13 protein-coding genes are annotated in these 11,965 nt (G+C 68.9%); 7 read left to right on the top strand and 6 right to left on the bottom strand.

All coding sequences use genetic code 11. The features are described 5' to 3' along the window. Positions 1-9: 9 nt before the first annotated feature. The 6 genes from fabG to AB0M65_RS02365 are packed head-to-tail and all read right to left on the bottom strand — an operon-like array spanning position 10 to position 5,421. Positions 10-795: a 3-oxoacyl-ACP reductase FabG gene (fabG, locus tag AB0M65_RS02390; protein ID WP_364020187.1), complete on the bottom strand. Its 786-nt coding sequence runs from the start codon at positions 793-795 to the stop codon at positions 10-12. Positions 796-832: 37 nt separating this feature from the next. After that, complete coding sequence (locus tag AB0M65_RS02385; RefSeq protein ID WP_364020185.1) at positions 833-1,093, bottom strand: acyl carrier protein; 261 nt, start codon at positions 1,091-1,093, stop codon at positions 833-835. 36 nt (positions 1,094-1,129) lie between these two features. After that, complete coding sequence (locus AB0M65_RS02380; protein ID WP_364020182.1) at positions 1,130-2,341, bottom strand: ketosynthase chain-length factor; 1,212 nt, start codon at positions 2,339-2,341, stop codon at positions 1,130-1,132. Next, positions 2,338-3,609, bottom strand: a complete 1,272-nt coding sequence (locus AB0M65_RS02375; protein WP_364020179.1) for a beta-ketoacyl-[acyl-carrier-protein] synthase family protein — start codon at positions 3,607-3,609, stop codon at positions 2,338-2,340. Before AB0M65_RS02375 ends, AB0M65_RS02380 begins: the two co-directional genes overlap by 4 nt. Continuing rightward, positions 3,606-3,929 carry a TcmI family type II polyketide cyclase gene (locus AB0M65_RS02370; protein WP_364020176.1) on the bottom strand — a complete coding sequence of 108 codons (324 nt, stop codon included), beginning with the start codon at positions 3,927-3,929 and terminating at the stop codon, positions 3,606-3,608. Before AB0M65_RS02370 ends, AB0M65_RS02375 begins: the two co-directional genes overlap by 4 nt. A gap of 34 nt (positions 3,930-3,963) precedes the next feature. Continuing rightward, positions 3,964-5,421 carry an FAD-dependent monooxygenase gene (locus AB0M65_RS02365; protein WP_364020173.1) on the bottom strand — a complete coding sequence of 486 codons (1,458 nt, stop codon included), beginning with the start codon at positions 5,419-5,421 and terminating at the stop codon, positions 3,964-3,966. 404 nt (positions 5,422-5,825) lie between these two features. On the opposite strand from AB0M65_RS02365, the gene AB0M65_RS02360 reads away from it, so the two are divergent. The 7 genes from AB0M65_RS02360 to AB0M65_RS02330 are packed head-to-tail and all read left to right on the top strand — an operon-like array spanning position 5,826 to position 11,939. After that, positions 5,826-6,593 (top strand): SDR family oxidoreductase, encoded by a 768-nt coding sequence (locus AB0M65_RS02360; RefSeq protein ID WP_364020170.1) that lies wholly within the window; start codon positions 5,826-5,828, stop codon positions 6,591-6,593. A gap of 7 nt (positions 6,594-6,600) precedes the next feature. After that, positions 6,601-7,800, top strand: coding sequence for an MFS transporter (locus AB0M65_RS02355; protein ID WP_364020167.1), 1,200 nt, complete (start codon positions 6,601-6,603; stop codon positions 7,798-7,800). 30 nt (positions 7,801-7,830) lie between these two features. Then, positions 7,831-8,421 carry an NAD(P)H-dependent oxidoreductase gene (locus AB0M65_RS02350; protein ID WP_364020164.1) on the top strand — a complete coding sequence of 197 codons (591 nt, stop codon included), beginning with the start codon at positions 7,831-7,833 and terminating at the stop codon, positions 8,419-8,421. Positions 8,422-8,461: 40 nt separating this feature from the next. Next, on the top strand, positions 8,462-8,872 hold the full coding sequence (locus tag AB0M65_RS02345; RefSeq protein ID WP_364020161.1) for an antibiotic biosynthesis monooxygenase family protein: 411 nt from the start codon (positions 8,462-8,464) through the stop codon (positions 8,870-8,872). Continuing rightward, positions 8,869-9,480, top strand: a complete 612-nt coding sequence (locus AB0M65_RS02340; protein WP_364020158.1) for a hypothetical protein — start codon at positions 8,869-8,871, stop codon at positions 9,478-9,480. The genes AB0M65_RS02345 and AB0M65_RS02340 overlap by 4 nt, the downstream gene beginning before the upstream one ends. 34 nt (positions 9,481-9,514) lie before the next feature. Beyond that, positions 9,515-10,705 (top strand): cytochrome P450, encoded by a 1,191-nt coding sequence (locus AB0M65_RS02335; RefSeq protein WP_364020155.1) that lies wholly within the window; start codon positions 9,515-9,517, stop codon positions 10,703-10,705. A 37-nt stretch (positions 10,706-10,742) separates the two neighbouring features. Continuing rightward, entirely contained in the window at positions 10,743-11,939 is a 1,197-nt protein-coding gene (locus AB0M65_RS02330; RefSeq protein WP_364020152.1) for a cytochrome P450, read from the top strand. Positions 11,940-11,965: the final 26 nt, after the last annotated feature.

The following is an 11,965-nucleotide window of genomic DNA, read 5'->3' as shown; positions in this document are numbered from 1 at the left end:
TGACCATGGTCAGAAGTTGCCAAGCCCGCCGCAGACGTTGAGTGCCTGCGCGGTGATGGAAGCGGCGAGATCGGAGGCGAGGTAGCCGACCAGTCCGGCGACCTCCTCGGGGGTCGAGTACCGGCCCAGCGGGATCTTCGCGACGAACTTGTCGAGGATCGCCTGCTCGGTGGTGTCGAAAGCGACCGCGTAACGCTCGCGAACCCCTTGGGCCATCGGGGTTTCGACGTAGCCGGGGCAGACGGCGTTGACGGTGATGCCGGTGGGGGCGAGCTCGTTGCCGAGGGCCTTGGTGAAGCCGACCACCCCGTGTTTGGACGCCGAGTACGGCGCTCCCAGCACGACACCCTGCTTCCCCGCCGTGGAAGCGATGTTGACGATGCGCCCGCGATCCTTGGTCCGCATGCCGCCGGTCGTGAGCACCGCGCGGGTCATCCGGAACACACTGTTGAGGTTGGTGTCGACGACGTCTTCCCAGAGCTCGTCGGCGATGTCCGCGGTCACCCCACCGCCTGCCCGCCCGGCGTTGTTGACCAGGACGTCGACCTCGCCGTACCGGGTGACGGCCGCCTGCACGAAGGTCTCGATGTCGGTGCGCGAGCGGACGTCGAGTGTGGTGCCGTCCGCGTCGTGGCCTTTTTCTTGCAGGGATTTCACCGTCGCCGTCACGTTTTCCGCGGTCCTGGCGCCGAGGAAGACCCGATGCCCCTGTTCGGCGAGCTGCCGGGCGACGGCGAGCCCGATCCCGCTGGTGGCCCCGGTGACCAGTGCTGTCCGGCTGTCCGCTTGCGTCATGGTTCCTCCGTGTTCGTGGGCGTGACCGGTGAGCCGGTCATCCGGCTTTGGCGGCGAGCAGGCGATCGTTGACGGTCTGGATCAGCGCCTTCGGCGTGCTGACATCGGTCAGCACCGAATCGTCGAGGTCGACGCCGAACTGCTGTCCGATGAGGACGGTGGCTTCGAGCAGCGCGAGGGATTCCAGCCCGAGTTCGTCGAACGAGATGTCCACAGTGGATTCATCGAGGCCGCCGTCCTCGCCTGCCCCCTCGCGGAGGATGCGGGCCAGGTCGTCGACGGTGAAGGTTCGGCTCATCAGTGTTCCCTTTCGGTGGCATGGTCTGGTGCGGGCTCAGGCGGCGCGGACGACGACAGCGGCGTTGAAGCCGCCGTAACCGCGGCCGAGCACCACCGCGTGCCGGATCCGCGCCGGCCGCGGTGTCCCGGTGACCAGATCGAGGTCGTACTCCGGGGAGCACTCCACATTGATCGTCGGCGGGATGACACCGTCCCTGATGGACAGCAGCGCGGCCGCGACATCCAGCGAGGCGGCACCCGCGTTGAGCCTTCCGGTCATGGTCTTCGGCGCCGTCACCGCGACCTGCCCGGCACCGAAGACGTCGCAGATCGCCTCGGCCTCGACCTTGTCGAGTTCGGAAACCGCGGCGGCGTCGGCGAAAACGACGTCGACCTCGGTCGGCGACACGGCCGCGTCGTCCAGCGCGAGCTCGATCGCCTTGCGTAGTCCCGGCTCGCGCCCGCTGCCCGGCTTGGGGTCCATGGTCGCCCCGTACCCCGCGAACTCGCCGTAGACCCGCGCCCCGCGTTCCCTGGCCACTTCCGCCTCTTCGAGCACGAGCAGTGCCCCGCCCTCACCGGAGACATGGCCGGTGGCCTCGGCATCGAAAGGCAGGTAGGCCCGGTCGGCCGCGTCGGAGACGCTCATCCGGTCCGCGGTCATCTGCGCGACCCAGCCCCACGGGCAGATCGCGCCGTCCACCCCGCCAGCCAGGATCAGCCTGCTGCCCCGGCGAATCTGCCGTCGTGCCTGCGCGAGCGCGTCGAGACCGCCGGCCTGGTCGCTGACCACCACCCCGGTGAACCCGCGCATCCCGTTCCTGATGGAGATCTGCCCGGTGTTGACCGCGTAGAACCAGGCGTAGGACTGGTACGCGCTCACCGCCTTGCTTCCCCGGCTCCACAGGTTCTCCAGCTCGCGCTGCCCGAATTCGAATCCGCCGCCGGAGCTGGCCGTGACGACGCCCGCGCTGAAATCCGGGAGTTCGGCGGGGCGGACGTCGGCGTCGGCGAAGGCCCAGTCGGCCGCCACGAGTGCGAGCTGGGTCATGTGGTCGGTCTGCGGCAGCAGCCGTCTGGGCAGGTGTTCGGCTGGATCGAAGCCAGGGACCTCGCCCGCCAGCCGGACGGGGTAGCCGGACGGGTCGAAGCGGGTGATCCGGCCGATACCGCTCGCACCGGCCAAAGTGGACGCCCAGTAGTCGTCGGCTCCCATACCGTTCGGCGCGATGACCCCGATACCGGTCACCACCGTCGTCGTGTTCACGCCACCGCCCGTTCCGGCGCGGCCAGCACGATGGCGCTCTGGAATCCGCCGAACCCGCTGCCGACGCTGAGCACGACGTCCGTCTTCTGCTCGCGGGCGACGAGCGGAACGTAGTCGAGGTCGAGTTCGGGATCCTGGTCGTGCAGGTTCGCCGTCGGCGGCACGACGTCGTACTCGATGGCGAGTGCCGACGCCGCGATCTCGATCGAACCGATCGCGCCGAGCGAATGCCCGATCATCGACTTGATCGAGCTGACGGGCACCCGGTAGGCGTGCTCGCCGAGGCTGCGTTTGAACGCCGCCGTCTCGTGCCGGTCGTTCTGCTTGGTCCCGGAACCGTGGGCGTTGACGTAGTCGATGTCCGATGGAGCGAGCTTGCCCTCGTCGAGCGCGACCTTGATCGCCTCGGCCATCTCCTCGCCGTCCGGACGCAGCCCGGTCATGTGGTAGGCGTTGGATCGCGAGGCGTAGCCGACGATCTCGGCGTAGATATGCGCACCGCGCCGCCGGGCGCTGTCGTACTCCTCCAGCACCAGCCCCGCCGCGCCCTCGCCGAGCACGAACCCGTTGCGGGTGCGGTCGTACGGCCGTGAGGCGTGCTCCGGATCGTCGTTGTGCACGGTGGTCGCCTTGATCGCGTCGAAGCAGGCGACGGTGATCGGGGAGATCGGGGCGTCGGTCGCGCCGGTGATCACGACGTCAGCCGTACCTTCGCGGATGAGTTCGACGGCGTGGCCGACGGCGTCGATCCCCGAGGTGCAGCCGGTGGACACCACCGTGCCGGGTCCCTGCGCGCCGGTGCTCCAGGCCACCTCGGTCGCGAACGAGCTCGGGACGAAGTAGTTGTAGAGCTCGCGCGGGGCGTAGTTGTGGTCCACCAGGTTCAGCCGCCCGTCATCGCTGACCACGCGGTACTCGTTCTCCAGCCCGATCGTGGAGCCGACGGCGCTGCCGATGGTGACGGCGATCCGGTGCGGATCCATCGCACTCAGGTCCAGGCCACTGTCCGAGACCGCCTCGCCGGTGCTCACCACGGCGAACTGCGCGGCCCGGTCCATCCGGCGGATCTCCGCGGCGCGGAGGCCGAGCCGCTCGGGGTGGAAGTCGACTTCGGCCGCGACCCGCGACCGGTACGCCGACGCGTCGAACAGCGAAAGCGCCCTCGTGGCGGTACGCCCTTCGCTGATCAGGTTCCAGAACTCCTTGGTGCCGACCCCACCAGGGGCGACGACGCCGATACCCGTGATGACGACCCTTCGCCGTGTCATGCGCGCTCCCATGTGTAGAACCGGGTTGCCATCGCGTCGGACGGCGAACGCCAGTCCGGTGCGTAGGCGTCGATGAAAGGCTTGAGATCCGCGCTGATCTGCTGGAAGAGCGGCTCGCTCTTGGCCTGCTCGATGTGCTCGCCGCTGTTCTCCTTGGCGAAGTCCTGGAGGTGGAAGTACAGGCCGTGGTAGCTGAACAGCTGGCGGCGCAGGGTGCCCATGCGGTGCGGCATGTCGGTGGTGTCGAACTCGGCGAACAGCTTCGCCACGTCCTCGCTCGACTCCGGCCGCATCCGGGCGACGATCAGGTTGCTGTGCACGTTTCGCACTCCTCTTCCTTTTCGGGCTCAGTGGTCAGTGGGACCGTGGTTCGCCGAACCAGCGCGTGAGCGCCGACGTGAGATCGTGATGACTGCCAGGTGCGGCCCAGGCCACGTGCCCGTCCGGCCGGACAAGGACCGCGGTGGTGTCCTCTCCGGAGACCGGCCCGCAGGTGACGATGTCGATCCGGTCGGACCAGCCGGCCGCCCGTTCGCGGAGGACCGGGTTGTCCCGCAGATCGAGCAGCACGCCGCGGGCCTCGTGCAGGAGCGCCGTCGTATCCGTCCGCCCGTCCGGGGTGGTCAGCTCCCAATGCGGGAGCCTCCTGCCCAGCAGCGGATGGCCACCCCCGCCGACGTCGTAGCGGATCTCCAGGCCGCTGACCATCGCGGCGAGATGCCGCCGGACCTCCGGGAGTTCCGTGAGTTCGGCGAGCACCGCGCGCAGTGATCCGGTTTCCGCGCCGGACAGGATCAGATGTCCCTGCGCCTCGGTGTTGACGAGGACGCGCCTGCCCACCGGATGCCGCTCGTCGTGATAGCTGTCGAGCAGATCCTCGGTGTTCCGGCCCCGCACCACGGCCGCCAGTTTCCAGCCGAGGTTCACCGCGTCCTGGACGCTGGTGTTCATCCCCTGCCCGCCGGCGGCGAGATGCACGTGCGCGGCGTCGCCCGCGAGCAGGATCCGGCCACGCCGGTATTCGGTGACCTGCCGCGCGGCGTTCCCGAAGGCGTTGAACCACACGGGTTCGCCACCGGAGATGTCATCGCCGGTGAGCCTTCGCCAGGTGTCGGCCACCTCCGGGTAGCCGAGTGGTTCGGTGCGCGGGCGGGGTGGCTTCCCGTGTTCACTCATGACCAGCCGGGTGTCCCCGTTCGGCATCCGCGCCGCCATCACCATCCCGCCGGGGACCTGTTCGCCGATCATGCGCGGGCGCACGTCGATGCCGCGGACGTCGGCGAGGAACAGTTCACGGGTCGACGATTTCCCGGGGAAGTCGAATCCGCCGAGCTTGCGCACGGTGCTCCGGCCACCGTCGCAGCCCACGAGGTAGCGGGCGTTCAGGCGCTGCGTCCCGCCGCTGCCGCGGACGACGACCTCGACGTGGTCGGCGTGCTGACGCAAGCCGACGACCTCGGTCCCCCGCCGCACATCCGCGCCGAGGTCGAACGCCCACTTCTCGAGTACGGACTCGGTCTGCGACTGCGGCACGGTCTTCGCGGACTCGTGCACACTGTCCAGTACGCCGAAGTCCAGGAACAGCCCGGCGAAATGGCCGAAGTTCCCGGTCTCCAACGGCCCGAACCTCGGCAGCAGCCCGCGCTGGTCGAACACCTCCATGGTCCGGATCGCCAGGCCAAGTCCCCGGGACTCACCGCTCGGCTCGCCGAGCCGTTCGAGCACGGTCACCCCGGTCCCCGCCAGCCGTAACTCACCGGCGAGCATGAGACCCGCCGGGCCGGCACCGACGACGATCACCTCAGCATCCACTGCACTCTCCTCACGCCAGGACGTCGTCATCACGGACACGCGAACCCGGCGGACAACGGGCGCGTGCGATTAATCCCCAGAAGTCGGAAAACAAGAGAACGAAGTTCGGCCCCCATGCGAACGATGTCACCATCTGACTCCGAAACCGGCACCCTGGTCAAGCCCGTGAGCCGTTTACTGCGGACCGACCACTATGCGCGGGCAAACCGACCTGCGGACCGACCACTATCAACGGGTGAGCCGGATCACAGTGGATTGAGTGATTCTCCGAACCCGTGGATAAAGGAACCTGTGCCATTGACGGCCGGGGTCGCCGGGAATCGCACGAACACTCCACGGTGACCAGGTTGTCGCCGACTCTCTCCTGCCGTCGCCGCCACCCAACACAGATGGGAACTGCACAAATGGGCAACCTCGCTGGCAAGACCGCGCTCGTCACCGGATCAAGCCGCGGAATCGGACGTGCCATCGCGGTACGGCTCGGCCGGGACGGCGCATTGGTCGCCGTCCATTTCGGGGAGAACGAGGCGGCGGCGAAGGAAACTGTCGAATTGATCGAGTCGGATGGCGGGAAAGCATTTGCCGTCCAAGCCGTTCTCGGCATTCCTGGTGACGCACACGAACTCATTCAGGCATTCCAGAACGGAGCCAAAGAACGCACCGGTGAAAGCGGTCTCGATATTCTCGTCAACAATGCGGGGGCGACCACGCTCGGCACCCCTCCGGAAGAGATCACCCCGGAGGAGTTCGACCGGGTCTTCGCGGTCAACGCGCGGGCGCCGTTCTTCATCGTCCAGCGGGCTCTGCCGCTGTTCCGGACCGGTGGGCGGATCATCAACATCTCGTCGGGCCTCACCCGGTTCGCGAACCCGGATCAGGTCGCCTACGCGATGACGAAGGGTGCCATCGAACAGCTTTCACTGCATTTCGCCCGGCACCTCGCGCCGAGGGGCATCACGGTCAACAGCGTCGCGCCCGGTATCACCCGCAATGGCCAGCCGGTCTTCGACATTCCGGAGGCCGTCGAGCAGATGGCACAACTGTCGGCCTTCAAACAGGTCGGCGAAGCGGAAGACGTCGCGAGCGTGGTGGCGTTCCTGGCCTCCGACGACGCCCGCTGGATCACCGGCGCCTTCCTCGACGCCACCGGCGGCACCCTGCTCGGCGGCTGACCACCCGATGGCCACGCTGCGTTCCCCTCCCGTGGACGGTCGCCGGTGGGCACTGCTTTCGGTGCTCGCCGGGACCATGCTCGTCGATTCGCTCGAAATCGTGCTGATGGGTGTCGCGCTCCCGTCACTCCGCGACGACCTGGGGCTTCCGGTCTGGCAGGCAGGTTTGATCCTCGCGGGATTCCCGCTCGGGTTCGGCCTGACGCTGGCGCCGGGGAGATTCCTGACCTGGCGGTTCGGGCGACGTCCGGTCTACCTGGGCGCACTGGCCGCGTTCGGCCTCGCCGCAAGTGTGAGCGGGCTCGCGACCGACGCGGTGCTCCTGACCGGCGCCGAACTCGTCAAAGGATGCTGTGCCGCGGTGACGGCCCCGGTCGGGATCGCGGTGATCACCACGACCTTCGGACAGGGATCCGCGCAGAAGCGGGCGATGCTCGTGTACTCGCTGTTCGGCACCACCGGGGCGACCGCGGGGATGCTGATCTCCGGCGTGCTGAGCGCGGCGAGCTGGCGATGGGCGCTTCTGGTGCCGTTGCCGGTCGTCGTCGTGCTGATCGCGCTGGGACTGCGGCATCTCCCGCCCGATCCCGCCGCCGCTCCGCGCCCGCCCCGGCTCACCAGGGCACTGCTCGGTACCGGCGGGGTCCGGCGGGCGGCCTTGGGCGCGGCCTGTCTTAACGGCACCTCCGTCGGGCTCTTCGTGCTCCTGAACCTCCAGCTGCAGAACGGTTCCGGCTGGCCGGCTTGGCGTGCGGCGCTCGTGTGCACACCCGCGTACCTGACCCTCGCGTTCTCCGTGCTCCTCGCGGGCAGGCTGATTCCTCGGTGGGGCACCGCGAAACCGGTCGCGGCGGGAGCGGTCTTCACCGCGGCGGGCTGCGCGCTGTACCTCGCCGATCCCTCCCCCGGCCCGGACGGCGGCGGCGTCTTGACCACCACGGTGCTCCTCGGCCTCGGCTACCTGTGCTCGTTCGCCGCGCTGAACGCCGGGGCGTCGGCGGGCCTCGCCCCGGCAGACCGGCCGGCGGCGGGAACCGTCCTCCAGTCGGCCGTGCAACTCGGCGCCGTGCTCACCGTGATCCCGGCGACCGTCCTGCTGAGCGTCGAGCACGACCTCCGGACGGCGCTCGTCCCGATGGGTATCGCGGCGGCGGCCGGGCTGGCCGCCGCGCTCACCGGACTCCGCCGGGGCGCGCCCGGCACCTGAACATCCCGACCACCGCAGAAGAGGAGTTCCATGACCGACCGCGCCGTACGCGTCGCCCTGATCATCGGGAGCGCACGCAAAAGCCGTTTCACCACGACCGTCGCGACCTGGTTCGGCGACCGGCTGGCCGAACGCCAGGACATCGAAGTCGACGTCGTCGACCTCGCCGACGTCTCACTGAGTGCCGGGGGCCCCAGCCATCAGCCCGACCCCGCGGACGTCGCCGCCTTGGCCGAGACCGCGCCGAGGCTGGCGGCCGCGGACGCGTTCGTCGTCGTCACCCCCGAGTACAACCACAGCTTTCCCGCGGTACTGAAGAACTTCATCGACTGGCACCTCACCGAGTGGGGCGCGAAGCCGGTCGGGTTCGTCTCCCACGGCGGTATGTCCGGCGGCTTGCGTGCCGTCGAGCACCTCCGCCAGGTCTTCGCCGAACTGCACGCCGTCAGCATCCGCGAGACGGTCAGCTTCCACGGCGGGCAGGCCACCTTCGGCCCCGACGGCGTCCCGGTGGACGCCGACGGCTGCGCCGGCGCCGCCAAACTCATGATCGACCAGCTGCTGTGGTGGGCGCTGGCATTGCGGGACGCGAAAGCCGTCCGCCCCTACCGCGCGGGATGACGCGCGTTTCCCCGACCGGATCACCGAACAAGGAGTGCTCATGAGCGAAGCCGTACGGCTCGCCCACACCACGGTGGGAGAACGAGCCGACGAGGCCGTCGGCCTCACCGACGCCATCGTCACCGACGCGGTCACGATGATCAACGCCTTCACCGTCCCCGCCGGGCAAGGGGAGCTGTTCCTGACCCGGTGGAAGGACAACGTCACGGTGATGGCGGCACAACCCGGCTTCGTCCAGGCGAAGATGTACCGGGCCATGGACGAAAACGCCGACCTCGGCTTCGTCAACGTCGTCCACTGGGACAGCGGCGAAGCACTCGCCAAGGCACGGACGAATCCGGAATGGCGGGCCGCGGTCCAGCGCATGATGGACGACGACGACCTGCACATCACCGCCCGCCCGATGGTCTACGGAACGGCCTTGGTGGTCGGCCCGGGAGACCGGCCGTGACCCCGTCCCGCCCACCGGTGATGGACCGGCCCGAAGCCGTCAGCTCCCTGATCGAGATCAACGCCGTCGGCGCCGGCGAGTCACCGGACGAACGGGCCGAGAAGATCCTCGCCGGCTGGAGCGACGACCCGTCCCCGGATCTGCTGTCCGTCGCCTGCTTCGCCAGCGACGACGACGAAGTGATCACCACCATCAGCCAATGGCGCACCGACGGCGACGGCGAGGTGCTGCGCCCGGACCTCCCGGGTGAACCCGCCCGGCTGCGTTTCCGGCTGTACCGCAGCGGTCCCGTCGACCCGGGGCGGACAGCGGGCTGCTTCAACATCGTGATCCGGGTGAGTCCCGGACCCGAGCGGGCAAGGGAGTTCGTCGACGCGCTGCTGGAGCGGTCGTCGTCGCTCGCCGAGCTGAACCAGCCGATCACCGGCAGCTTCCACCTCGGACTCGACGGGAAATGCACGCTCCTCTACTCCGAATGGGAGACGAAGGCGGAACACGACGCCCACCGGGAAACCATGCGGCACACGATGGCCGATCTGTACGAGGGTCTCCCCGCTCCGCTGAGCGTCCGTCAGTACCGGCACTACCGGAGCCTGCACATCGCGTGACGCGCGCCGCTTCCAGTGAGGAGTCAGTCCGGCCATGACCATCCTGCCAACGACCCCGATCACCTTCCCGTTCGACGAAGAGGTGGGGCTCGCGCTGAGCGAGTCCTACGCCGAGGCCAGGGACACCCCCGGTCTCGTCCGGGTCCAGATGCCCTACGGCCGCCCGGCCTGGCTCGTGACCCGCTACGCCGACGCCCGGTTCGTCCTCGGCGACCGCCGGTTCGTACCGGCGACGGCGAACCCCGATGACGAACCGCGGATGGCCGAATACCACCGCAGCGGCGGCATCCTGATGACGTCGCCCGCCGACCACGCGCGGCTGCGTACCTTGGTGGCGAAGGCCTTCACCATGCGCCGGGTGGAACGGCTCCGGCCGAGGGTGGCCGAACTTTCCCGCGAGCTGATCGCCGCGATGCGGCGAAACGACGGGCCCGCGGAGCTCGTCGCCGACTACGCGCTGCCCCTGCCCGTCGCGGTGATCTGCGAATTCCTCGGCGTCCCGGTGGAGGACCGCGAACGGTTCCGCGCGTGGACCGAGGCGGTCACCGCGCTGGGCGGGCTCAGTGCCGAGGAATACGAACAGAATTTCGCCGAACTGCGGGCGTACATGGCGGGCCTCATCGAGGACCACCGCGCCACGCCGCGCGACGACCTGATGACCGCGCTCATCGAAGCACGGGACGTCGGGGACCAGCTGAACGAACACGAACTCGTCGAGCTGTGCATCAGCATCCTGGTCGCCGGCCACGACACCAGCGTCAGCCAGATCGCCAACTTCGTGTACGTGCTGCTGACCCGGCCCGGCGCCTGGGAGCGGCTTTGCGCGAACCCGGAGTCGCTGCCCGCCGCGGTCGAGGAACTGATGCGGTTCATCCCGCTCATCGCCACCGCGAGCTTCCCGCGGTATCCCACCGAGGACGTCGAGATCGGCGATGTCCTGGTGCGCACGGGAGAACCGGTGCTCGTGGCGGTCGGTGCCGCGAACCGGGACGGGCTGCGGTTCGACGGCCCGGACGACCTGGTCCTCGACCGGGAGGCCAACAGCCATCTCGGGTTCGGCCACGGCGCGCACCACTGCCTGGGTGCGGCGCTGGCGAGGCTCGAACTGCAGGAAGCGCTCGGCGCGCTGGTGCACGAGCTGCCGGGGCTGTATCTGGCAGGCGACGTCAGGTGGAAGTCGGAGATGTTGATCCGGGGTCCGGGCGCACTGCCGGTCGCCTGGTGACCCCCCGTCGTTTTCCCATTGGTGAAGGAGAAACACCGTGAGCGCAGACAGCGCCGAACAGACGACCACCACCTATCCGTTCAACCACGCGTGCGGGCTGGAACTGGACGACAGCTACCGTGAGGCGCAGCTCACGCCGGGACTGACGAAGGTCCGGATGCCCTTCGGCGATTCCGCTTGGCTCATCACCCGGTACGACGACGCGCGTGCCGTTCTCGCCGACTCCCGTTTCTCTCGCGCGATGTCACTCGATCACGACGTGCCAAGGATGTCGGAGGGCCGGAACTTCACCGGCATCCTCACCACCGACCCGCCCGACCACACCCGCCTCCGGACACTGGTCGCGAAGGCGTTCACCATGCGCCGCGTCGAGGCGCTCCGCACCCAGGTCCGCGCGCTGGCCGAGCGGCTTGTCGACGAGATGGTGGCCGACGGCGAACCCGGCGACCTGATGCGGAGGTACGCGTTGATCATCCCGGAAGAGGTGATCTACGAACTGCTCGGCGTCCCCCTCGCCGACCGCGACCGGTTCCGCGTCTGGAGCGACAAGGTGCTGGGCGGTGACGACCTTTCGGTCGAGGAGGCCGAGCGGACCCTGTTGGAGCTGCGCGAGTACATGCACACCCTGATCGCCGAACTGCGCGTCGCACCACGCGACGATCTGCTGAGCGCACTCGTCGAGGCCCGCGACGACGGTGACCGGCTCAACGAGGAGGAACTGGTCGACCTCTGTGTCGCGATCCTCATCGCCGGCCACGAGACCACCGCCAACCAGATCGCCAACTTCTCCTACGTCCTGATGGGCCTGCCGGACCAGTGGGCCCGGCTCAAGGACGACGTCGAACTGATTCCCAAGGCCGTCGAAGAACTGGTGCGTTACGTCCCGCTCGGCCTGACGGCGCTCTTCGCGCACTACGCGACCGAAGATGTCGAAGTCAGCGGGACGCTGGTGCGGGCGGGCGAACCCGTGCTGGTCTCGCACGGCGCGGCCAACCGCGACAAAACCCAGTTCGACTCGCCCGACGAACTGCGGCTGGACCGCGAGATCAAGTCGCATCTGGGCTTCGGCCACGGTATCCACCGCTGCCTCGGTGCCCCGCTCGCCCGGCTGCAGCTCCAGGAGGCCCTGCGCGCACTGGTGGTGAAACTGCCGGATCTGCACCTGTCCGGGGAACCCGAGTGGAAGAAGCACAGCCTGCTGCGCGCGCCGGACCGGATGCCGGTCGGCTGGTGAAGCCGGTGCCCGGTGCTCCCCTCAGC

Source organism: Amycolatopsis sp. NPDC051071, assembly GCF_040682875.1.
Classification (GTDB): Bacteria; Actinomycetota; Actinomycetes; order Mycobacteriales; family Pseudonocardiaceae; genus Amycolatopsis.
The sequence above is the reverse complement of the archived record's forward strand: the minus strand, read 5'-3'. Positions and strand labels throughout refer to the sequence as shown.